At 67.9% G+C, this 20,719-nt stretch carries 23 protein-coding genes and 1 tRNA gene; 11 read left to right on the forward strand and 13 right to left on the reverse strand.

What is annotated here, in order from left to right; all coding sequences use genetic code 11:
* Positions 1 to 17: 17 nt before the first annotated feature.
* Positions 18 to 1,625: an ABC transporter substrate-binding protein gene (locus LDL49_RS16295; RefSeq protein WP_225291898.1), complete on the reverse strand. Its 1,608-nt coding sequence runs from the start codon at positions 1,623 to 1,625 to the stop codon at positions 18 to 20.
* 190 nt (positions 1,626 to 1,815) lie between these two features.
* Between LDL49_RS16295 and LDL49_RS16300 the strand changes: the two genes are divergently transcribed.
* Positions 1,816 to 2,526 (forward strand): FadR/GntR family transcriptional regulator, encoded by a 711-nt coding sequence (locus tag LDL49_RS16300; protein WP_225291899.1) that lies wholly within the window; start codon positions 1,816 to 1,818, stop codon positions 2,524 to 2,526.
* Between the two features lie 4 nt (positions 2,527 to 2,530).
* Here the strand turns inward: LDL49_RS16300 and LDL49_RS16305 are convergent, their stop codons facing one another.
* Positions 2,531 to 3,196, reverse strand: a complete 666-nt coding sequence (locus tag LDL49_RS16305; RefSeq protein WP_225291900.1) for an HD domain-containing protein — start codon at positions 3,194 to 3,196, stop codon at positions 2,531 to 2,533.
* 71 nt (positions 3,197 to 3,267) lie between these two features.
* Between LDL49_RS16305 and LDL49_RS16310 the strand changes: the two genes are divergently transcribed.
* From LDL49_RS16310 to ybiA, 3 genes are all read left to right on the forward strand, one after another.
* Positions 3,268 to 3,846, forward strand: coding sequence for a TetR/AcrR family transcriptional regulator (locus tag LDL49_RS16310; RefSeq protein ID WP_225291901.1), 579 nt, complete (start codon positions 3,268 to 3,270; stop codon positions 3,844 to 3,846).
* The gene (locus LDL49_RS16315; protein ID WP_225291902.1) at positions 3,843 to 4,472 is read left to right on the forward strand and encodes an FAD-dependent monooxygenase; all 630 of its coding nucleotides are present in this window, start codon (positions 3,843 to 3,845) and stop codon (positions 4,470 to 4,472) included. The genes LDL49_RS16310 and LDL49_RS16315 overlap by 4 nt, the downstream gene beginning before the upstream one ends.
* Before the next feature lie 206 nt (positions 4,473 to 4,678).
* Positions 4,679 to 5,263 carry a riboflavin biosynthesis intermediates N-glycosidase gene (gene ybiA, locus LDL49_RS16320; RefSeq protein ID WP_225291903.1) on the forward strand — a complete coding sequence of 195 codons (585 nt, stop codon included), beginning with the start codon at positions 4,679 to 4,681 and terminating at the stop codon, positions 5,261 to 5,263.
* A gap of 53 nt (positions 5,264 to 5,316) precedes the next feature.
* Here the strand turns inward: ybiA and LDL49_RS16325 are convergent, their stop codons facing one another.
* From LDL49_RS16325 to LDL49_RS16345, 5 genes are all read right to left on the reverse strand, one after another.
* Positions 5,317 to 6,516: an ADP-dependent glucokinase/phosphofructokinase gene (locus tag LDL49_RS16325; RefSeq protein WP_225291904.1), complete on the reverse strand. Its 1,200-nt coding sequence runs from the start codon at positions 6,514 to 6,516 to the stop codon at positions 5,317 to 5,319.
* Between the two features lies 1 nt (position 6,517).
* A complete protein-coding gene (locus LDL49_RS16330; protein ID WP_225291905.1) occupies positions 6,518 to 7,378 on the reverse strand; it encodes a ketose-bisphosphate aldolase in 861 nt (286 codons plus the stop codon).
* A gap of 53 nt (positions 7,379 to 7,431) precedes the next feature.
* Positions 7,432 to 8,274, reverse strand: coding sequence for a carbohydrate ABC transporter permease (locus LDL49_RS16335; protein WP_225291906.1), 843 nt, complete (start codon positions 8,272 to 8,274; stop codon positions 7,432 to 7,434).
* Positions 8,275 to 8,280: 6 nt separating this feature from the next.
* A complete protein-coding gene (locus tag LDL49_RS16340) occupies positions 8,281 to 9,084 on the reverse strand; it encodes a carbohydrate ABC transporter permease (protein WP_225291907.1) in 804 nt (267 codons plus the stop codon).
* Positions 9,085 to 9,304: 220 nt separating this feature from the next.
* Complete coding sequence (locus tag LDL49_RS16345) at positions 9,305 to 10,612, reverse strand: ABC transporter substrate-binding protein (RefSeq protein WP_225291908.1); 1,308 nt, start codon at positions 10,610 to 10,612, stop codon at positions 9,305 to 9,307.
* A gap of 299 nt (positions 10,613 to 10,911) precedes the next feature.
* Here LDL49_RS16345 and LDL49_RS16350 point away from each other — a divergent pair, with 299 nt between their 5' ends.
* Entirely contained in the window at positions 10,912 to 11,760 is an 849-nt protein-coding gene (locus tag LDL49_RS16350) for a DeoR/GlpR family DNA-binding transcription regulator (protein ID WP_225291909.1), read from the forward strand.
* 53 nt (positions 11,761 to 11,813) lie between these two features.
* On the opposite strand, the gene LDL49_RS16355 is transcribed toward LDL49_RS16350, so the two are convergent.
* The 3 genes from LDL49_RS16355 to LDL49_RS16365 all read right to left on the reverse strand — a co-directional run bounded on the left by LDL49_RS16355 (position 11,814) and on the right by LDL49_RS16365 (position 13,503).
* A tRNA-Lys gene (locus LDL49_RS16355) sits at positions 11,814 to 11,890 on the reverse strand.
* Between the two features lie 46 nt (positions 11,891 to 11,936).
* A complete protein-coding gene (locus tag LDL49_RS16360) occupies positions 11,937 to 12,860 on the reverse strand; it encodes a nucleoside hydrolase (protein WP_225291910.1) in 924 nt (307 codons plus the stop codon).
* Positions 12,861 to 13,110: 250 nt separating this feature from the next.
* Complete coding sequence (locus LDL49_RS16365) at positions 13,111 to 13,503, reverse strand: OsmC family protein (protein WP_225291911.1); 393 nt, start codon at positions 13,501 to 13,503, stop codon at positions 13,111 to 13,113.
* A gap of 52 nt (positions 13,504 to 13,555) precedes the next feature.
* Here LDL49_RS16365 and LDL49_RS16370 point away from each other — a divergent pair, with 52 nt between their 5' ends.
* Together LDL49_RS16370 and LDL49_RS16375 are read left to right on the forward strand one after the other, a co-directional pair.
* Positions 13,556 to 14,269, forward strand: a complete 714-nt coding sequence (locus LDL49_RS16370) for a ferredoxin reductase domain-containing protein (protein ID WP_225291912.1) — start codon at positions 13,556 to 13,558, stop codon at positions 14,267 to 14,269.
* 49 nt (positions 14,270 to 14,318) lie between these two features.
* The gene (locus tag LDL49_RS16375) at positions 14,319 to 15,095 is read left to right on the forward strand and encodes an FAD:protein FMN transferase (RefSeq protein ID WP_225291913.1); all 777 of its coding nucleotides are present in this window, start codon (positions 14,319 to 14,321) and stop codon (positions 15,093 to 15,095) included.
* A gap of 99 nt (positions 15,096 to 15,194) precedes the next feature.
* On the opposite strand, the gene LDL49_RS16380 is transcribed toward LDL49_RS16375, so the two are convergent.
* Entirely contained in the window at positions 15,195 to 15,470 is a 276-nt protein-coding gene (locus LDL49_RS16380; protein WP_225291914.1) for a hypothetical protein, read from the reverse strand.
* Positions 15,471 to 15,624: 154 nt separating this feature from the next.
* On the opposite strand from LDL49_RS16380, the gene LDL49_RS16385 reads away from it, so the two are divergent.
* Both LDL49_RS16385 and LDL49_RS16390 read left to right on the forward strand, forming a co-directional pair.
* A complete protein-coding gene (locus tag LDL49_RS16385; protein ID WP_225291915.1) occupies positions 15,625 to 16,002 on the forward strand; it encodes a phage holin family protein in 378 nt (125 codons plus the stop codon).
* A gap of 5 nt (positions 16,003 to 16,007) precedes the next feature.
* Positions 16,008 to 17,417 carry an aromatic amino acid ammonia-lyase gene (locus LDL49_RS16390; RefSeq protein WP_225291916.1) on the forward strand — a complete coding sequence of 470 codons (1,410 nt, stop codon included), beginning with the start codon at positions 16,008 to 16,010 and terminating at the stop codon, positions 17,415 to 17,417.
* 20 nt (positions 17,418 to 17,437) lie between these two features.
* Here LDL49_RS16390 and LDL49_RS16395 read toward each other — a convergent pair whose 3' ends face one another.
* Positions 17,438 to 18,442 (reverse strand): LacI family DNA-binding transcriptional regulator, encoded by a 1,005-nt coding sequence (locus tag LDL49_RS16395; RefSeq protein WP_225291917.1) that lies wholly within the window; start codon positions 18,440 to 18,442, stop codon positions 17,438 to 17,440.
* A 212-nt stretch (positions 18,443 to 18,654) separates the two neighbouring features.
* Here LDL49_RS16395 and LDL49_RS16400 point away from each other — a divergent pair, with 212 nt between their 5' ends.
* Positions 18,655 to 19,515, forward strand: a complete 861-nt coding sequence (locus LDL49_RS16400) for an amidohydrolase family protein (RefSeq protein WP_225291918.1) — start codon at positions 18,655 to 18,657, stop codon at positions 19,513 to 19,515.
* Entirely contained in the window at positions 19,512 to 20,069 is a 558-nt protein-coding gene (locus LDL49_RS16405) for a cysteine dioxygenase (RefSeq protein WP_225291919.1), read from the forward strand. Before LDL49_RS16400 ends, LDL49_RS16405 begins: the two co-directional genes overlap by 4 nt.
* On the opposite strand, the gene LDL49_RS16410 is transcribed toward LDL49_RS16405, so the two are convergent.
* Positions 20,020 to 20,706 (reverse strand): hypothetical protein, encoded by a 687-nt coding sequence (locus LDL49_RS16410; RefSeq protein WP_225291920.1) that lies wholly within the window; start codon positions 20,704 to 20,706, stop codon positions 20,020 to 20,022. The genes LDL49_RS16405 and LDL49_RS16410 overlap by 50 nt on opposite strands.
* Between the last annotated feature and the right edge of the window lie 13 nt (positions 20,707 to 20,719).

The following is a 20,719-nucleotide window of genomic DNA, read 5'->3' on the forward strand; positions in this document are numbered from 1 at the left end:
CGATGAAGGCCATGGGCTCAGGTGCGCTTGGCCTGGAGGACGTTGATGCCCGGGTAGGCCTGCGCACGGATCCCGGTCAGCTTCTTCGGGTCCCAGGCGGTCATCAGCTCGGTGTGGACGACGGGGTAGAGGACCGCCTGCTCGGCGATGAGATCCAGATATTTCTGGACCTTCGCGGTCTTGGCCGCCTTGTCGGGCTCTTTGGTGGCCTCGTCCATCTGGGTGAACAGCGCCTTGGCGTCCTTGCTGTCGCCCCAGTGGCTGTACTTCATCCACAGGCCGCCGGCCACGTAGTTGTAGCGCATGATCAGGTCGGCGTCCATGCCGAACTGGTTGGGGTTCGAGGCCGCCGCGACCACCTGGTAGTCCTGGAACTGGTCCATCTTGGCGAACAGCGCGGCCGTGTCCTGCGGCTCCAGCGTCGTCTTGACGCCGATCGCCTCCCAGGAGGCGGCGATGGTCGGCAGGCAGTCGGCGATCCAGCTCACGTTGACGGCCATCAGGTTGACCGTCAGGTCGGTCACGCCCGCCTCTTTGAGCAGCGCCTTGGCCTTCTCCTGGTCGTAGTCGTAGACGACCGAGGCCCGCTTGTGGTCGGGGTGGCCCTCGTTGAGGAAGGAGCTGGAGGCGGTGCCGTGCCCCTTGAGGGCCACGTCGATCAGCTTCTTCTTGTCGATGGCGTAGTGCAGCGCCTGGCGTACGCGGACGTCGTCGAACGGCTTGGTCCCGGTGTTGAACATCAGGAACATGTGGTTCATCCCCGCGCCGCCCTCGACGCTCAACCCCTGCTGCTTGAGCTGCTCGACGTTGGCGTACGGGATGTTGTCGGCGATCTGCGCCTCGGCCGAGCCGCCGGAGATCTTCGCGACGCGGGCCGCCGCGTCCACGATCGTCAGCCAGTTCATCTTCTTGACGGTCGCCGGGCGCGGCCCGTTGTAGTCGGCGAACGCCTCGAAGGTGGTGTTGCTCTTGGGGTTGTGCGCGGTCTGCTTGTACGGCCCCGAGCCGACGGCCTTGCCGGTCTTGGCCTGGTCCCAGGCGCCCGCCTGGCTGAAGACGTGCTTGGGCATGATCTTGGCAATGGTCAGCCTGGGCGCCGCGTCGGGGAAGGCGAACTTGAAGACCAGCTCGACGTTCTTGTCGTCGATCTTCTTCACTTCCTGGAGCCAGGACTTGAAGAAGTTGCCCGTCAGCACGTTGGCTGCCGGGTCGAGGATGCGCTGGAAGGTGAAGACCACGTCGTCGGCGGTCACCGGCTGCCCGTCGTGCCACTTCGCGCCGTCGCGGAGGGTGAACTTCCACGAGGTGGCGTTCAGGTCCGTCGGCAGCGCGGTCGCCAGGGCCGGGTACGGCTCACGGGTGATCGGGTCGGTGTCGAGCAGGCCCTCGTAGACGTGCTGGATGCCGGCCATCGCGAAGGCCGAGGCGGTCTGCGTCGGATCCCAGCTCTGGTCGTTGCCATAGCCGATGACGGCGGTGATCAGGTCCTTGTTGGATCCGGCGCCGACCGAACCGGTCGAGGCCGGGCCACCCGAGCAGGCGGAGAGGGTGGTGGCGATGAACGCCGCCGCACCCGTGGCCCCGCTGTAGCGCAGGAAGTCACGGCGGCTGAACTCAGAGCTCACGGATGCCTCCTGGGGGTTGGTGCAGATCCTGCGATCCGCATTAGGCCGCCGATCCGCGGTCCTAATGTAGAACGTGGGACATCCCATGTCCTATGTTGTGCGTAGGGTGGACGCTATGGGCCGGACCCGGTTGAGGTCAACAGGAGATTTCCGGAATGTTACCTAAGCGCTTACGACGAAGGGATTTTTCATGACCACTGTCCCGCGCCCGCGGCCCAGCCGTGCCGTCGAGGCCCAGGAGGGCGTCAAAGAGCTCATCCTCCGGCGCGGGCTCGTGGCGGGCGATCCCCTGCCCACCGAAACCGAGCTCATGGAAGAGCTCCAGGTCAGCCGCAACTCCGTCCGGGAGGCGCTCAAGGCGCTCCAGGCCGTCGGGATCGTCGACATCCGCCACGGCTTCGGCATGTTCGTGGGCCGGATGTCGCTGGCCGGGCTGGTCGACGAGCTGGCCTTCCACAGCCGCATCACCCTCCAGGACGGCAAGAGCCACCTCACCCACCTCACCGAGATCCGCGAGATCCTGGAGGCCGGCCTGGTTCAGCGGCTCATCGACCTGGGCCCAGAGGCCGACCTGACGCCGGTGGCCGACGTGATGGCCCGCATGGAGAGCGAGGCGCTGGTCGGCGACGTGTCACCGGAGACGGATCGGCTCTTCCACGACCTGCTCTACCGCCCGCTCGGCAATCCGCTGGTCAGCCAGCTGCTCGGGGCGTTCTGGGACGTCTACCACCAACTGCGCGACGGCCTCGGCACGCCCGACGAGCCCCCGGCGGACGTGGCCAAGCGGCACCGCGACATCTACACGGCCGTGCAGGCCGGGGACAAGACCGCGGCGGTGGCGGCGGTCTTCGCCCACTTCGACGGCGTCCGCAACCGGCTGGCCCGCCTGCACACCCGCTGACGGGTTACTCCGCTTCGAAGGCCCGCCAGTCGTCCCGCCAGCCGGCGAACCAGCGGGCGAACCACGGTGACGTCGCCGCCAGCGGCACGATGTGCTCCACCGTCTCCCGGTGGTATCGCCGCTGGAAGTCCACCGGCATCCGGTACAGCTCCTGTACGTTGCTCACCCGGTCGGCCAGCTTGACCAGCACGGCCTGCGGCGGCGCTCCCGCCAGCGCCCGCAGGTAGGCCGCCTTCACCGCCGCCTTCGCCGCCGCCCTGTCCTGCCCGGTGACCACGCCCGGCTTGTCCTGCGGGGCGGCCACATCGCGCTTGTCCTGAGGGGCGGCCACGTCGGGCTTGGTCACCCATGCGACCAGCTCGGCGACGTGCTCTCCGAACCGCTCGGCGATCTCCGCGCGCGTGCACGGGGTGTCCTCGACCACGTCGTGCAGCACGATCGCCACCAGCACGTCCGGGTCGCGCACCGCCGCCCCGCGCACCGCGATCTCCAGCGCCTCCAGCAGATGCTCCACGTAGGGGACGCCGGTCGGCCGCAACTGATCGTCGTGGCGCAGTACGGCGAAGGCCACCGCCTCCTCCAGCACCGCGACCGTCTCCTCCGGCAGCGCCGCGGCCAGCGGTTGCTCGGCGTCCCGCCAGGATTTCCAGCTCGTGAAGATCTCAGTCACGCCTCGGATGCTATCCTCTGGTCAAACGCCTTGGACGATCGCCCAGGGCGTACGCCCAACGGGAGGAACCCATGCCCGGACCCAAGGCGGCGGACCAGGGCCGTGAGGTGCGCGGGCGGCTGCTGCGCGTGGCCGCGGAGCTGATCGCCGAGCGTGGGTGGTCGGCGGTGAGCACGCGGATGCTGGCCGAGCGCGCCGGGGTGACGCCCGGACTGGTGCATTACCACTTCTCCTCGGTGCACGCCCTGCTCACGGAGGCCGCCATCGGCACGATGCGGAGCCTGGTCGAGGGGCTGGGCCCGCTGCTGGAGCGGGCCGGCACGGCAGAGGAGGCGCTGGACCTCATGCTCGCCGCGCTGGACGAGCACGACGGGCGCGACCCCCTGTCGCTGCTGTTCGCCGAGACGTACTTGGCGGCCGCCCGCGACGAGACGCTGCGCCGGTCGCTGGCCGAGGTGGTCACCGCCTTCCGCGACCGGCTGGCCGCACGGCTGGCCGCCCAGGGCGTGGCGGCGCCGGACCAGACGGCGGCGGTGGTGGCCGCCGCCATCGACGGCCTCATGCTGCACCGGGCCTTCACTCCCGGCCTGACCGCCCCGGCCGTCGCCCCCATCCTCAGACGGCTTCTCGACGGAAGGGTGCTCACATGAAAGCCGTGATCTGCGGTGCCGGCATCGGCGGGCTGGCCCTGGCCCAGCGCCTCGACACCATCGGCTGGGACGTGGTGGTGCTGGAGCGGTCCCCCGGCCCCCGTACCCATGGCTACATGATCGACTTCTTCGGCCCCGGATACGACGCCGCCGAGGCCGTGGGCGTGCTGCCCCGCCTCCATGAGGTGGGCTACGTGGTGACGGAGATGACCTACCGCGATGAGGAGGGCCGCCGCCGCTCCGGGATGTACTACGACCAGGTGGCCCAGGTGGAGCTGCCACAGTGGAGCCGCGACCGGGTGACGCTCATCGGGGACGCCTGCCAGGCGGTGTCGGTGGTGGCCGGCCAGGGCGCCTCGCTCGCGATCGCGGCCGCCTACGTCCTGGCCGACCGCCTCTCCACGGCGCCGTCGATCGACTCCGCCCTGGCCGAGTACGAGCGGGTGCTGCGCCCGGTGGTGGCGGACAAGCAGGAGGTGGCGCGCAAGGGCGTCCGCTGGTTCGTACCGGAGGCGCGCTGGCAGCTGCCGGCCCGCAGAACCGCCCTCCACCTGGCCCGTCTGCCACTTCTCGACCGCTATGTGGCGGACGCGGTGGCGGGGAAGCCGAGCGCCATCATCTCCTAGACATCGGCCGGCTACTTCGCACGGTCGGCGATCAGGAGTTCCAATCGGCGTCGCCGGCCTGGTCCTGTTCCTGGTACGGCAGGCCAGGGTGGCCGACCCCCTCATCGACGTCAGCCTCTTCCGGCGGCCCGCGTTCGCCGGTTCGATCAGCACGAACCTCTTCGCGATGTTGGCGGACCCGAGCACGGCTGTGGCACGGTGTGGGCGTGTCCGACGAACTCCCCCGCACCGCGCTTCCCCAGACCGTGACCGAGGCGATCGCCGCCGAGCAGGCGGGCCAGGTCCTGCGCTACCTCTACTTCTGGGGCCACCGCCCGGCCCGCGACGGCGGGGTCGGTCCCGGCTGCCTGTCGCAGTGGTGGCCGGTCACGTTCACCGAGGACGGCCACACCTTCGCCTCCGCCGAGCACTACATGATGGCTCACAAGGCGTGGCTGTTCGACGACCAGCAGACCGCCGCCGAGATCCTCGCCGCGGATCATCCCGGCGAGGCCAAGAAACTCGGCCGGGCCGTGCGCGGCTTCGAGGAGGACGTCTGGAACGCCCGCCGCTTCGACATCGTGGTCCGCGGCAACCTCGCCAAGTTCGCCCAGCACCCCGACCTGGCCGGCTTCCTGCTCGGCACCCGGAACCGGGTCCTGGTCGAGGCCAGCCCCCACGACCGGATCTGGGGCATCGGCCTGACCGCCGACGACGAGCGCGCCGCCTCCCCGGCGACCTGGCGGGGCCTGAACCTCCTCGGCTTCGGCCTGATGTCCGTACGGGACACGCTATCTGCGGCTTCGGTCTGATGTCCGTACGGGACGCGCTCGCCGCGGCTTCGAAGGGGCGAGCCTGGGTCAGCTCATGTGCTTGACCGACCCCGGGCGACTGCGGCGAGGAACCCGCCGACGAACGCGTCGCCGAGCCCGATGGTCGTGGGCGCGGCGACGTCAAGCTCGAAGCCGGGCAGGCAGCGAACAACCCCGCCCATGCGGCCTTCCAGCGCCGCGGCGAAATCCACCGCCTCCGTTCGCCTCGGCCGGTTCCGCATGAGTTCGTAGTGGTGCCCTGCGTACCCATCGCCGTGCGAGTAGCGAGTGCTGGCGATCACGATGCCCTCGTTCAGCGGCTCCGCGTAGTCGCCGGCTCTCTCGCCGTAGGCCGCCGACCAGTACTTGGTATGCACGACCAGGGTCGGCACGGGGATGAGAGCGCACAGCGATTCGAGGGCGCGGGCCACCTCCGTCACGGAGAGCAGGTCGACGGCGTAGCCCAGGTGCGACTGCAGCTCGTCCTCGTTCAGTCCGTGGACGTCGATGACTTCCAGAAGCGCGTCGCGGACCAGTTGGCTGTGGCCCGGCTCGTGGAATCCGGCATCCTCGTAGTAGACGACCGCCTCGGCCGGAAGTTGCCGCATGTGGCTGCGCAGCGTGGACAGACGCAGGTCCAGTGTTCGCCGGTCCCGTATCGCGTTGAATCCCGAGATCAGAAAGACCCGTGCCTCGCGAAGCAATGAGCCCAGCTCATCGCTCAGCAGCATGGACTCGTTCGCCGGGTCGTTGACGTAGATCAATCTGTTCGGGAACGGCGCTCGGATGTCGATGTCACCTGCTCGAACCCGCAGGTCCTGGTCGTACTGCACGATCAGGTGCGGATAGAGGGTGTCCCCGTCGCCGCTGCAGATGTAGTCGCAGCTCGCCGGCAGCAGGCGGCGGACGATGTCGTTGAGACTGACCAGGTGCAGGGTGGAGGGCACGCCGAGCCGGCTCATCTCCATCGCCGCTCGGACGGAGGTGCCGCCCAGGGTCGTTCGTGTGGGGAACCGCCCGGCGAATGCGCTCAGGCATTCGGAGGAGGCGACGAAGTGCTCGCCTCCTCCGCCCTTTTTGAGGTAGGTGAGAATGGAGATGACCAGCTCGCGCTCGTTGGTCACGGTGACCGATGACGTCAGCTCGGCATCGTGGATCTCGTACGCGACGACCAGCTGCTCCAAGATCGACGAGGACAGCTTGAGTTCGTAGTCGACGCATCCCCCCAAGCCCAGGACCACATGGCTGGTCATGTCAGTAGAGAGATGCCTTGCCGGCCGCTTCGAAGAGCTCGATCTTCTGCGCGGCCACCACCTTCATCGCGTCGATGCACGGCGGCTGGATGGAGTTGGGCTCGCGCAGGCTCTCATCGGCCAGGACCTCGCGCATCTTCGTGTGGTAGGCCAGCTTGATGTCGCTGGAGATATTGATCTTGTTGATACCGAGCTTGACCGACTCCGCGATCTCGTCGTCGGGATTGCCCGATCCGCCGTGCAGCACGAGGGGGATCCTGACCCGGTCCTTGATCTCCTTCAGCAGGTCGAGCTTGAGCTCCGGCTTCAGGGTCTTCGGGTAGATGCCGTGATAGGTGCCGATGGCCACGGCGAGGCTGTCCACCCCGGTCTCCCGCACGAAGGTCACGGCGTCCGCCGGGTCGGTGTAGATGATCGCGTCGCTGCCGTCTTCGGCCTCGTTGTCGGTCTTGCCGATCGTGCCCAGCTCCGCCTCGACCGACAGGCCGACCGCGTGCGCGGTGTCGGCGACCTTCTTGGAGATCGCGATGTTGTCCTCGAAGGACTTCATCGAGGCGTCGATCATCACCGAGGTGAAGCCGATGCGGATCGCGGTCAGCATCTCCTCATAGGTCGCGCCGTGGTCCCAGTGGATCGCGATCGGCACGGACGAGCGATGGGCCCGCTGGGTGATCGCGGCGATCACGTCCACGCCGAGGTGCCGTACCTCGTCGGGATGGATCCCGACGATGAGCGGCGCGTTCGTCTCTTCGCTGATGTCCACGATGCCGTTGAACATGGCGTAGTCGCTGATGTTGAAGGCGGGCACCGCGAAGTTTCTTTCGTTCGCGACAGCCAAGAGCACCTTGCCGGTCGTCAGCATTACTTTATTTCTCCTTCTGAATAATGATTGTCGTGCGGGACGGGCATGATGCGTCAGGCCTTGACGGCGCCGGAGGTGAGGCCGCCGATGAATCGCCGCTGGAAGAGGAGGAACAACAGGAGCACCGGGATGGACCCCAGAATGCTCATGGCCATCATCTGATTCCACTCGTAGGAGTGCTGGCCCATCAACAGCTGGATGCCGATGGGCACGGTTCGCATGTCGTCGGTACGAGTGAGGGTCAGCGCGAACAGGTATTCGTTCCACGAGATCATGAAGGTGTAGACGCCGACGGCGACCAGTCCGGGAACCGAGATGGGCACCAGAATTCGCCAGAGAGCCGTCCAGCTCGACGCCCCGTCCACCTTGACGGATTCGTCCAATTCCCGGGGCAGGGTATTGAAGTAAGCGGTCATCATGATGATCGCATAGGGCAGAGTGAACACCATGTGCGTGAGAATCAGGCCCGGATAAGTATTATACAGGCCGAGCCCCACCACGAGACCGAAGTAGGGAATGACGAGGGTGATCGGCGGCACCGCCTGAACGGTGACGATCACGGCATTGATGGATCGCTTCATCGGGAAGTTGTAGCGGCTGAATCCATAGGCCGCGAGTATCGCCACGAACAATGTCAGCACGGTCACCGAAAGCGCGACGATGTAACTGTTGATGAAAAACCGCAACTGGGCCGCGTCGCCCAGGATCTTCGCGTAGGCGTCGAACGAGAAGTTATCGGTGATCAGCCGCGGCGGGACCTGGAAGACCTCCCCATTGGTCTTGAACGACGTCGACAGCATCCACACGACCGGCAGGCCGGCGAAGGCCGCGCCGACGCACAAGCCCGCGAGCACGGCGATCTTCGCGTAGAGGCGCCGCCTTTGACGGGTGAGCACGGGTGATCACCTCTCCTTTTGCAGGCGAACGTAGAAGACGGCCAGAATCATCGTGAGCAGCAGGACTATGACGGCGGCGGCGGACGCGGTGGCGAACTCGTAACTGCTGAAGGCCTGCTTGTAGGTGTAGGTGCTGAGCATCTCGGTGACATTCAGCGGGCCACCACCGGTGGTCATCCAGATGAGGGCGAACTGCTGAGAGGTCCAGATGAGATCGAGCACGGCCATGCTGAGGAGCACCGGCTTCAGCTGGGGCAGCGTCACATTGCGGAACTGCCGGAAAGCGGTCGCGCCGTCCACGGAGGCCGCCTCGTACAGAACCGGGGAGATCCCCTGCAACCCGGCGAGAATGCTGATCATGAAGAAGGGGAAGCCGGCCCAGATGTTGATGAAGGTCAACGCCCAGAGCGCCATGTTCGGGTCGGAGAGCCAGCTCACTTCCGCGCGCAGCACGCCGATCGTGGTCAGGATGTAGTTGACCACCCCCGACGGGTCCAGCATGAGCCGCCAGATGACCGCGATCACGGCGACCGTGAACAGCCAGGGCAGGATGTAGACGATGCGGAAGATGGCCTTCGTCACTCCGCCCAGCAACGGCGAGTTGAGCATCGTCGCGAAGGCCAGCCCGAGGCCGAGGTGCGCGGCGGTGCTCAGAGTGATGAAGATGAACGTGTTCTTCAGCGCTGCCAGGAAGTTGGGATCGGTGAGCACCGTGGTGTAGTTGGCGAGACCGGCGAAGACCGGATTCTGCTCGACGATCACGTTGTCCTTGAACGAGTAGCTGACCACCATCGCGATGGGGATGATCATCAGCACAAAGATCAATATGAGCGTCGGCGAGAGATAGCCGAACGGGACGACACGCTGCACGGGGAAAGGCCGCGTACTTCTCCGTCGGCCCGCAGCGGATTCCGCTGCCGGTGGTGGGGCTCCCGGGGAGGCCGCGGGATCGAGTTTCGCGGTTTCCATCGATGTCTCCTTGGTTCGGGGCCGCGCCGCACGGTCGGCGCGGCCCGCGAAGTGCGGAAGGTCAGAGCACCGGCGCCCAGGCCTGTTGCGCCTTGTTGAGCGTGTCGTCGATGCTCTGCTTACCGGTGAGCAGGAGCTGCAACTGCTCGTCAAAGCTGCGCATGAGGTCTTCGGCCTTCGGCAACCCCACGAACTCGTTGGCGGGATAGCCCTCCTTGTAGATGTCGAAGGCCGTCTTGAACAGCGGGTCGCTCGTGCTGAAGTCGGGCTCGGCCGTCTTGTTGCCGGGGAAGCCCTTCGCCAGCGTGCTCAGCTCCGCGTTCGCCTGCTTGTTCATCAAGAACTGGACCAGCTTGAACGCCTCGGCCTTGTGTTCCGAGGAGTCGGCGACGCCGATGCCCCAGGACGCGTACGGGATGCCGCGCTTGCCGGTGTAGCCGTCCTGGGCCGGAATCGGCACCACGCTGAAGTCCAGCTTGGGATTGTTCTTCTTGATCAGCGTGATGTGGGCCAAGGAATCGATCATCATGCCGACCTGGCCGGTGGCGAACTTCTCGACCTTGTCCTGCTCTTTCATGGTGAGCGAGCCGGGCGCGACGACGCCCGCGTCGTTCAGGCTCTTGACGTATTCAACGGTGCTCCTGACGCCTTGGCCGGTCAGGTCGGGCTTGCCGTCCTTGGTGAGCATGCTGCCGCCCGATGCCCACAGCCACGACATCACGTCATTCTGGATGCCGTTGGGAACGGCGGTGTCGAGTGGCAGAGCCCAGCCCTTGACGTTGCCCCCGAGCGCGCTGATCTTCTTCGCCGCGTCCAGGAACTCCGTACGCGTGCTCGGCGGCTTCTTGACCCCCGCCTTCGAGAGCAGGTCGTTGTTGACGAACAGGGGGTAGACGAAGTTGACCACGGGGATCATGTAGGTCTTCCCCTTGACCTGGATCTGGCTGGCGAGCTGGCTCGAGTCGTACTTCGCAGCCGTCATGAGCTCGGACAGGTCAGCGATGGCGCCCTGCTTGGCGAAGTCGCTCACCCAGGCGCCGTCGAGGCCCACAACATCGGGCAGCGTCCTCGACGCCGCTCCGGACACCAACTGCTGCTTGGTGGACGCGTACGGACCACTCAGCAGTTTGACCTTGATATTCGGGTTCTGCGCCGTGAATTCCGACATGAGCTTGTCGAAGGATCCCGCCGGGAGCTCGGGCGCCCACCACTGCGCGAACTCCAGCGTGACGGGGCCACTCCCGCTCGATCCCGCGCTCGTTCCCGAGTTGGATCCACACCCCACGGCGGTGGCGCTGAGCACCGCCACCGCCATCACCCCGAGTAGTCGCCGTGTCCGGCCCTGCAACCGGGTGCTGCCTCCGGTCATCGCGACCTCCTTGCTGTACAGGTGTTACCGCTCTTTGCCGGTTTCCGCCACATTAACAACGCGTGACGCCGCCCACAAGCCCCAGCAACCGCAAAATACAGCTAGGAACCGCACAGTTCGGCAAAGAAAAGAGAGGAGGTGCGCCATCAGCAGGGGGATCCAGGCGTCGGACCCCTGCGGAGTAAGCGGCATCGTGCCCTGGAGAGGCAGTGTTATGCGGTAGTCTGCGGTTCTAGGACCTGTATCACTCCTCTGTTGCGTGGATCCAGAGCGCAACTACCGCAGAGATGGGAGGGTCAGTGACCCTTGACGAAGAGGACCGGCAGCGTCGTCTACCTGCAGGACGTAAGGCCCAACTGGCGGCATACGTCGCGGAGACCGGGCAGGTCACGGTCAGCGCACTCGCAGAGCGTTTCGGGGTCTCCATCGACACGATCCGGCGGGACCTGGACCAGCTCAGCGCCGAGGGCGTCCTGGTCCGCACCTATGGCGGAGCAGTCAGTCAGTCGACCCTTTCCCGGGTCGACCGGGCCGTGGACGTGCGGCTCAAGATGGAAGAGCGAGAGAAGGAGAAGATCGCGGTACTTGCCGGGTCGCTGGTCGAGGACGGGTCGATCGTCATGATCAACGGCGGCACGACCACTCTTGCCGTGGCCCGCAACCTGCGCAACCATCGCGACCTGACAGTGGTGACCAACAGCCTGCTCGTACCCCCGGCACTGCCGACCTCAGCAGTCCGCGATGTGTACGTCGTCGGTGGCGCGGTCCGCACTCTCACGCTGGCCACCATCGGCCCCGTCAGCTTCCGGGCGTCCGGCGGAAGCGAGCTGGACATCAGCTGCGACCTGGCGTTGATCGGAGTCGGCGCCGTTTCAGCGACCGCCGGCTACACGACGAGCAACCTCGCCGAGGCGGCGATGATGCGAGAGATGATCTCTCGGGCGGCGCGCGTGGCGATCCTGGCCGACTCCTCCAAGTTCGGTCGCCGGCTCTTCGCCCAGGTGGCCGAGTTGGGGGGCGCCGACTACCTAGTCACGGACTCGACTCCTCCGCCTGATCTTTTGGAGGCGCTGAGGGAGAGCGAGGTAGAGGTGATCACGCCGGAGAATCTCGAAGGCGCTCCCGAGACCAGCCAGGATCCTCAGTAGCCCACAAACACCACTGGCCGTTCCCCCATGACAGGAGAACGGCCAGTTGACGATGGTGCGCCGCCAGGGACTCGAACCCCGGACCCGCTGATTAAGAGTCAGCTGCTCTAACCAACTGAGCTAGCGGCGCCCGCAACAGAAGTAACTGTAGCAGCCACCGCACACCACCCAGCACATCATCCGAGCCGCTCCCCCAGCCCCTCGTAGGCCCCCAGCACCGTCTCCCAGAACCGCTTCACGTCCAGCGATGTGGCCACCAGCGCGTTGGGCCGCCTGTCACGGAGTTTGAAGTCGGTGACCGTCATTCCCGAGGTGTGGCGGCCGACCGTCTCCACGTCCACCCGCGCCGGTACGCAGGTGAACAGCTCAGGGTCGAGCACGTACGCCACGGCGCACGCGTCATGGATGGCCGGTCCGGAGTCGGCCGTGACCCTGCCGTAGGACTGGGCGGCCGGGACCAGCAGGTCGGACAGCCGGCCGAGCGGGCGCATCCGGTCCAGGACATCGGTGGTCACCTCGGCCGTGAGGGTCACGTCGAGGCCGAGCATCTTCACCGTCCAGCCGGCGTCGAAGACGATGGCGGCCGCCTCCGGGTCGGCCTTCATGTTGAACTCCGCCGCCGGAGTGGTGTTGCCGCGGGTGTAGGAGCCGCCCATGATCACGAAGTCGCGGGCCCACTCCACGACGCGTGGCTCCCGGCGTACGGCCAGCGCGATGTTGGTCAGCGGCCCGATGGCGACCAGGGTGATCTCGCCCGGCGCGGCCCGCAGGGTCTCCATGATGAAGTCCACGGCGTGGCCGTCGGAAACGGGACGGGTCGCCGGCGGGAGGACGGCGTCGCCGAGACCGGACAGGCCGTGGACGTCGGCGGCGCGGACCGTGGGGCACACCAGCGCGCCCGAGCTGCCCGGAACGACCGGAACGTCGCCGAGGTCGAGGAACTCCCTGAGCGCCAGCGCATTGGCCGTGGTCAACGCGAGATCGACGTTGCCGCCGACCGTGGTGATGCCCACGAGCTCCAGGGCCGGGGTGCCCGCCACCAGCGCCAGGGCGAGCGCGTCGTCGATGCCGGGATCACAGTCAATGAGGACCTTTGTCACAGAACCGAACAATACGCATGAATCGGGGCCGGACAGTCCCCCAACTGTCCGGCCCCGACCGAGGGCGGTCCAGGCCGACGCTTTCCCCCAAAAACGCCGGCGGTCCCGCACTGCGAACGACGGTCCCCCTCCGCGTCCGCTCTTCGGTAAAAGTCTGCAAGTCAGTCGCAGGACTCTTGACCTGCCTCGACACTACCGAGACGAATGCAACGAACGTGCCATAGGGGGGTCGAATGTCCGCCTAATCCGGTTACGGGATTACCAAACGGACCTCCGTACCTTCCTGGAGGGAGCGGCTGACCGTGCAGTACTTCGCGTGCACCCGCTCCGCCACGGCCCGGAAGACCTCATCCGCCTGCTCAGAGGGGACTTCGACGTCATAGGTCACCGTGACGGGACCCAGCAGGTTCGGCTCGATCTTCTCCGATTCGACGCTCATCGCCAGGCGGATCAGCCTTTGCCCACGCTTGGCGGTCAGGGGCTCCACGGACACGATGTTGCACCCGCCCACCGCCGCGAGCAGCAGCTCGACGGGCGTGAACACGCCCTCCTCGTCGCCGCCCCCGATCCGTACCTCCGCGCCACGGGCGTTCGTCGCCCGGAACCCGCCGTCTTCGGTCCGCTCAACACGTACGTTAGCCATGTTTCAGACACTACTCAGATGGCTCTCATGTTCGGCGCGCATCGTCTATCCCATGGCTAGCGAGGCAAAGGCTAATCAGCCTCTCATCGTGTTCTGGTGCGGTGTGGCGGTTGCGGAGTTCGGGGCGATCCCACCGGGGTTCGGCTACCCGTGGCGCCCGTCCGCGTGGGCCGTCGCCGGACTGCTGGTGACGCTCGGGCTGCTGTCCGCCAGGGCGCCGGAACTCCTCCGTTCGGAACAGGTCAGGCGACGCCTGCGCCTGGCCGGTTATGTGGCGGGCACGCTGCTGGTGACGCACCAGCTCAGCTCGACCGCCTATGTGACCAGCGCCAGCCGCACCGGCTCGCTCCTCCTGTACGGCATCGCGGCCGTGATGGCCGTCTGGCACCACGGCGTACGGGCCACGACCAGGGGCTCCCTGCTCATCGTCGCCGACCTCGAACCCGCCGGGCTGCGCGACCTGCTCGCCACCCGCACGGGCGACACCGTGACGGTCTACCGGACCGACCGGGTGACCGACGAGCTGCGCGAGCTGGAGGCCGAGCACGGCCTGGTGCTCGTCACCGGCGAGGAGCACGACCCCCGGGCCAAGGAACGGCTCAGCGCCTCGGGGCTGCGCCGCCAGGTGCCCGACATCGCCGAACGCACTGTGATCGTCGCCGGACCCCGGCCCTTCCAGAGGTACGTCCGGGGCGCCCTGACCCGGCTGTCCGTACCAAAGGCACAGGTCAGGACAACTCGTTTCAAACCCAAGCCTAGGGTTTAACCAGGCATTACGCGCGCCGTGGGACGGTTGCTGCGAACAAGGAGGCAAGGTGACGACTTTCCCCGGAAGCGCCCGTGTCGAAATGGTCATGGGCATACCGGTCAGCGTGGACATCCGTACCGCCCTGCCGCAGCGTGAGCTGGTCCCCGTACTCGACGACGCCTTCGCCTGGCTGCGCTGGGTGGACGAGACGTTCAACCCCGCAAGGGAGGACAGCCAGATCAGCGCACTGAACCGCGGTGGGACCATCCGGCAGATCCCGGAGCTCATCGAGGTGCTGCATCGCTGCGACGAGCTCAGCGAGGCGACGGGCGGGTGGTTCGAGTCCCGCATCAACGGCGTCATAGACACCTCCGGCTACATCAAGGGGTGGGCGCTCGAACGGCTCTCCCGCGCGCTGACCAACGCCGGCGCCGTCGATCACCGCATCACCGCCGGCGGGGACATCAGGGTGCGCGGCTCGGCCGCCCCCGGCAAGCGCTGGCAGGTCGGGATCCGCGATCCGCGCACCGGTCTGGTGCGCAGGGCCGTCTTCACCCACGACCTGGGCATCGCCACCACGGGCGGCGCGAAGGTCGTCGATCCGCGCACCGGAATCAGGCAGGACAGCCTCGGGTCGGTCACCGTGCTCGGCCCCGACCTGAGCGTCGCCGACGCCTACGCGACCGCGATGTACGCCATGGGTCCGGTGCTGGCCAGGCGCTTCGCCATGGAGCTCGCGGCGGCCGGGGCGTACGAGACCATGCTCATCGGCCGTGACGACCAGGAGGTCAGCACGCCCGGCTTCGCCGCTCACGGCGGCCCGGAAGCCCGCCTGGCGGGCTGAGGCGCCTTTCGGACGGCGCGGCCCTTTCGGACGGCGCGGCGCCTTTGGGTGACGCGGCACAGAACGGCCGCGGAACAGAACAGCTGTGGGGTGGAAGCACTAAGCCTCGGGGTGCTTGCTCAGATATTCGATGTAGACCGGCCGCAGGGCCTCGCCCAGCTCGCCTTCGCCGGCCGCCAGAGCATCGCTGAGCAGCGCGGACACCCGGCTGAGGTCGTTGGCGGTCTCGGTGTCGTGACCGCTGGCGGCCTCGGCCGCCGGGATCACCCGCAACAGGTTCCACAGAAAGCCCAGGTCGCCGTGGCGTACGGCGTAGCTGACCGCGCGATCGTGCAGCTCGCTGGCCGACAGCGATTCGAATCCGTCCGAGTCCATCTCGCTCCCTTCCCCCGACTGCCTCTTCCCAGTGTCGCCCCTCGGTAACGCCTATCGACAACGCCTATCACAGTGGGTGGCCGGGCTACACATATCCGCTCATCACGATGTGCCTCTATCGAAGCACCGATCGGTAATGGGAGGATCAACCAGCGTGAGATTCATCATCAGAACCCTGGCGGCCGCGGTCGCCCTCTGGGTCGCCATCCAGTTCGTCCCCGGCATTCAGATCGCCGGAGCGAACACCCCCAAATACTGGGGCACCCTGCTGATCGTCGCCCTGATCTTCGGCCTGATCAACGCCATCGTGAAGCCGATCATCAAAACGCTGGGCTGTGCCCTGATCGTGCTGACGCTGGGGTTGTTCCTCCTCGTGATCAACGCGGCCATGCTGCTGCTGACGAGCTGGATCTCCGGCCAGCTCGACATCCCCTTCCATGTCGACAACTTCTATCCGGCCGCCTTCTGGGGCGCGATCATCATCAGCGTGGTCAGCTGGCTGCTCGGCCTGTTCATCCCCGACAACGATTGAGCCCGGTGGAACTCGACGGTGCCGCTCTGACCTGCGCGCAGGTCTATGCGGTGGCGTACGACGCGGCTCGGGTCACGATCTCCTCACTGGATCGGGCCCGGGCGGCGTGGCGGGCCGCCCAGGAGCTGACCGGCCCCATCTATGGGCGGAGCACCGGGGTCGGGGCCAACAAGGACGTGGGCGTCGAGGAGGGCGGGATCGACCTGCTGCGCAGCCACGCGGGCGGGGCGGGGCCGCTCGGGGCACCCGAACGGGCCAGGGCGATGCTGGTGGTGCGGCTCAACCAGCTGCTGGCGGGCGGCTCGGGCATTGATCCGGGCGTGCTGCCGGTGCTGGCGGAGGCGATCAACGACGGCTTCACACCCCCGATCCGCACCTACGGCGCCATCGGCACCGGCGACCTGACCGCCCTTGCCACTACCGCGCTGTGCCTCCTGGGAGAAATCCCCTGGCGGGGGCCGGCCTCTCCGCAGGAGCCCACGACGGCTCCGGTGAGCGGGCCCCGTTATCCCCTGGTGTCCGGTGACGCGTTGCCGTTCATCAGCTCCGGGGCCGCGACGCTGGCCCACGCCGCCATCGCCGTGCACCGGCTGCGCGTCCTGCTCGATGCCGCCGTCGACGTGGCGGCGTTCAGCTTCGTCGCGGTGTCGGCCTCGGCCGAGCCGCTGGCCGCCGCCGTACAGGAGGCCCGACCGCATCCCGGCCAGGCCGCCACGGCCGCCCGCCTGCGCGGGCTGCTCTCGCGGGAGCTCGCCGCCCGCATCCAGGACCCGTACGGCTATCGCGCGTTCGCCCAGGTGCACGGAGCCGCGCTGGACGCGCTCGGCCGCGCCGAGAGCGTCGTCGAGACCGACCTCAACGCCGCCACCGAGAACCCGCTCATCGCCGACTCGCTGGCCTGGCACAACGGAAACTTCCACTCGGCGCCGATCGCGCTGGCGCTCGACGCGCTGCGCGCGGCGCTGGTGCCGACGGCCCAGCTCAGCGTGGCCAGGCTGGCGACGCTCATGGAGCCCGCCTATACGGGGCGGCTGCCGTTCCTGGCGGCGCGGCCGGGCGGGTCGGGGGCGTTGATCCTGGAGTACGTGGCCCAGGACGCGCTGGCCGAGCTGCGCCACCTCGCGAACCCGGTCACGGCCGCGACCGCCGTCATCTCCCGGGGGACGGAGGATCACGCAGGGTTCGCGACGCAGGCCGCGCGCTATGCCCTGCGCTGCGTGGAGCCGCTGGAGATCGTGCTGGCCTGCGAGCGCGTCGCCGCCACAAGAGGCCCCGATGTCCCCGACCGTCCCCTCTCGGATGACCTCGACGCCGCACGCGCGCTGATCTCACAGCCTTTCGATCTCGTACGGCAAGCGGTGGGCACCCGCCACCCACCGCACGGGGCTGAGCGCCTCCAGGAAGACGGCCGCTGACCGGCACAGCCATCCCGCCGTTACGCCCCGCCCACAGTCGGCGCGTGCCCCACCGAGCCGCGTTCGCGGAGTGTCGGCTGCTGTACGACCCGGCGGCGCCGGGCCCCTCCGTCGGCCGCCGCCGACATGAGGCGGACGGCCGCCCGTACGATGCCGTCGATGTCCCAGTCGACCGTCGTGAGCCCCGGTGTGAGCAGGCTCGACATCGGGTGGTTGTCGTACCCCATGACCGAGACGTCGCCCGGGATCGACAGCCCCAGCTCTGCCGCCGCCGCGTAGACGCCGTAGGCGATCGAGTCGGCGAAGCAGAACACCGCGCTCGGCCGGTGGGCGTCGAGGATGCGGTGGGCCGCGTCGGTGGCCGCCGCCAGGCCGTGGGGCGCGGTGGCCACCACGATGTCGAGGCCGAGGCGGTCGGCCTCGGCGGTGACGAGCACGTCGGCGGGACGGTCGGGGGTGCTGGTCATGGTCGGCGTCAGGAGGGCGATCCGCCGATGGCCCATGGCGTGGAGGTGTTCGAGCGCGAGGGTGACACCGCGGCGGTTGTCGAAGACCACTTCGCCGGCCGTGCCCGCCAGTGAGTCGCCGATCGCCACCACCGGCAGCGACTCGCACAGCTCCGACCAGAACGGCGCCGCCGGATCGACGGGCTGCACGATCATGCCGTCGACCCGCTGGTCGCGCAGCTGCTGGGCCAGTGCCCGCTCGCGGGCCGGGTCGCCCACCGCGTCGAGGATCAGCGCGTAGCGGTCCTTCTCCCGCAGGCCCCTGCTGATGCCGACGGCCAGCGACTGCTGCCAGAGGTCCTCCAGCGAGCCGCAGAGCAGCCCGATCATGTTGGTGCGCCCGCTGGCCAGGGCCCTGGCGATGGGGTCGGCCTCGTAGCCGAGCTCGGCGGCGGCGGCACGGACCCGCTCCATGGTCTCCTCGGAGACCTGCATGCCACGCAGCGCGTAGGAGACAGCGGCCGGCGACAGACCGGTCGCCTGGGCCACTTCCCGGATCGTCGCTCTCTTCCGTGGCATCTAGCCAGCCTATTGCGTGACACCGACAGAAGCTCGCATGCCGAAGAGACCGCCGGCGGGGTTCGTCCCTCTCGTGGGCAAGCGGCCAACAGTTGACATTTGTCCGGTGAAACGGTTCACTGAACCGTATCACTGAAACGGTTCACAACCTTGAAATTCCAGCGTGATAGGTTTACCTGCAATACTAGTAGGAAATACAGGGAGGTGTGGTCGTGATCATCGACATCCATCAGCATTTGTGGACCGGAACATTCGTCGAAGCGCTCCGCGACCGGACCGCGCCTCCCTACCTCGACGGCTGGACGCTGATCCTCGACGGCGAGCCGCCCTACGAGGTCGACCCCGCCGACCACGCGAACCGGGACGTCTCAGGGCTGGAGCTGGCCCTGGTCTCGCTGTCCAGCCCGCTCGGCATCGAGTTCCTGCCGCCGGAGGAGGCGTGGCCGCTGCTCGACGCCTATCACGAGGGCGCGCTCGGGCTGCCCGAGCCGTTCGGGGCATGGGCCTCGACCTGCCACAGCGAGCCTGACCCCGAGCGCCTGGCCAAGGACCTCGACCGCGGGTTCGCCGGGCTGCAGATCCCGGCGACGGCCGTGCCCGACGACCGCCTGCTGGACGTGCTCACGGAGCGGGACCTGCCGCTGTTCGTCCATCCGGGCCCGGCCGCGGCCACCCCCGGCACACCGTCGTGGTGGCCCGCGCTGGTGCCGTACGTCCAGCAGATGCACGCGTCGTGGCACTACTTCCATGCGGTCGTCCGGCCGCGCCACCCCAGGCTGCGCGTGTGCTTCGCGCTGCTGGCCGGGCTGGCCCCGCTCCACTCGGAGCGACTGATCGCGAGGGGCGGCACCAGCCGCGGCCTGGTGGACCCCGGCTGCTTCGTGGAGACCTCCTCGTACGGCCCGCGCGCGATCGACGCGATCGTCCGCGAGCTCGGCGTCGACGTCGTGGTCAACGGCTCCGACGCCCCCTACGCCACCGCACCCGACCCGGGACTCGGCGAGGCAGCCGCCCACGCCATCCGGGTCACCAATCCCCGTCGTCTACTCGGTCGAAAGGAGACCCGTACGTGAGCGAGCAAATCCTCGAGCACACCGGCATTGATCAAACCCAGGACGGGGGTGCCTGTGCCCGGCTTCCGGAGCGCACACTGGACCGGCGCGAGCTGCGCAAGCTGGTGAACGAGCTGGCCGCCAACCCGGCCGAGTGGCGCAACCAGGTGGAGTTCCCCGCCGACGGCGGCCGGCACTACGCCTCGCTCTACCGTGACGCCTACGTCGACGTCTGGCTCCTGTGCTGGCGGCCCGAGGACGACACGGGCTGGCACGACCACGACATCTCCTCGGGCGCGGTCCACGTGGTCCAGGGGGCGCTGCTGGAGTGCAACCCGCGCATCGGCGGCGAGCACCTGGAGACCGTGGTGTCGGAGGGGCAGTCGTTCTCGTTCGGCCCGGACCACATCCACCGGCTCAACGGCGCCATGGACAACAGCGTCTCGATCCACGCCTACTCGCCGCCGCTGTGGCGGCTCGGCCAGTACTCCATCGACGACACCGGTGTCATGCGCCGCGTCTCGGTCAGCTACGCCGACGAGCTTCGTCCGATGGACGACGCCGCGGTGGCCTGAGCACGCAGCAGCTCGCGCAGGGCTCCACATCGGGCAGCGCGATCCACAGGCAGCAGGTCCGGCGGAAGTAGCCGTCGTCGGAGGGCTCGATCAGCCCGTCGACCGGCTTGCCGATCTCGGCCAACAGCGCCATGTAGTCACCCGCCACGAACTGCGTCAACGGGTGGGCGAACGCCTCCGCGGTCGAACCCCAGAGCGTCCGCTCACCCACTCTGGCCATCCGGCTGAGCACGCGGACGAGCGGCGCCTGCGACTCGGCCAGCGCCCGCCTGATCGGCGCGACGCCGGAGCCCCAGCTCACGCGGCTGGCCGCGATCGTCACCCCCGCCCCGGACACCTTGAAGTACGTGTCGGCCGGCCGCATGGTGGGCACCCGCCCGTCGAGCGCCCAGCCGAGCGCCATCGGCATCGTGTGCCAGTAGCCGTAGGTCTTCCAGAACAGCGCGGCACCGACGTGGCGCGGGGCGCTCCAGCGCGCCGCCGTCTCGTCGACCAGCTCCTCCAGCAGCGTGTACGGCGGGCGCAGCAGCTCCGAGGCGGCCGTCCAGGTCTCGTCCGGCGTGATGACCAGATCGGGTTCGACCCCGATCACCCCGCCGCGCTCGTCGGCCAACCGCTGCAGCGCCTCCGTCAGCACGTGAGTCCTCCCG

The sequence above is a fragment of the Nonomuraea aurantiaca genome (genome assembly GCF_020215705.1).
In the GTDB taxonomy this organism is placed as follows: Bacteria; Actinomycetota; Actinomycetes; order Streptosporangiales; family Streptosporangiaceae; genus Nonomuraea; species Nonomuraea aurantiaca.

Bases quoted from the DNA above. Each gene is read 5' to 3' on its own strand.
- LDL49_RS16365 (WP_225291911.1), bottom strand. From the start codon at position 13,503: ATGGCTAACGTACGTGTTGAGCGGACCGAAGACGGCGGGTTCCGGGCG.
- LDL49_RS16380 (WP_225291914.1), bottom strand. From the start codon at position 15,470: ATGGACTCGGACGGATTCGAATCGCTGTCGGCCAGCGAGCTGCACGAT.
- LDL49_RS16395 (WP_225291917.1), bottom strand. From the start codon at position 18,442: ATGCCACGGAAGAGAGCGACGATCCGGGAAGTGGCCCAGGCGACCGGT.
- LDL49_RS16310 (WP_225291901.1), top strand. From the start codon at position 3,268: ATGCCCGGACCCAAGGCGGCGGACCAGGGCCGTGAGGTGCGCGGGCGG.
- LDL49_RS16340 (WP_225291907.1), bottom strand. From the start codon at position 9,084: ATGATCATCCCCATCGCGATGGTGGTCAGCTACTCGTTCAAGGACAAC.
- LDL49_RS16315 (WP_225291902.1), top strand. From the start codon at position 3,843: ATGAAAGCCGTGATCTGCGGTGCCGGCATCGGCGGGCTGGCCCTGGCC.
- LDL49_RS16370 (WP_225291912.1), top strand. From the start codon at position 13,556: ATGGCTAGCGAGGCAAAGGCTAATCAGCCTCTCATCGTGTTCTGGTGC.
- LDL49_RS16330 (WP_225291905.1), bottom strand. From the start codon at position 7,378: ATGCTGACGACCGGCAAGGTGCTCTTGGCTGTCGCGAACGAAAGAAAC.
- LDL49_RS16325 (WP_225291904.1), bottom strand. From the start codon at position 6,516: ATGACCAGCCATGTGGTCCTGGGCTTGGGGGGATGCGTCGACTACGAA.
- LDL49_RS16300 (WP_225291899.1), top strand. From the start codon at position 1,816: ATGACCACTGTCCCGCGCCCGCGGCCCAGCCGTGCCGTCGAGGCCCAG.
- LDL49_RS16345 (WP_225291908.1), bottom strand. From the start codon at position 10,612: ATGACCGGAGGCAGCACCCGGTTGCAGGGCCGGACACGGCGACTACTC.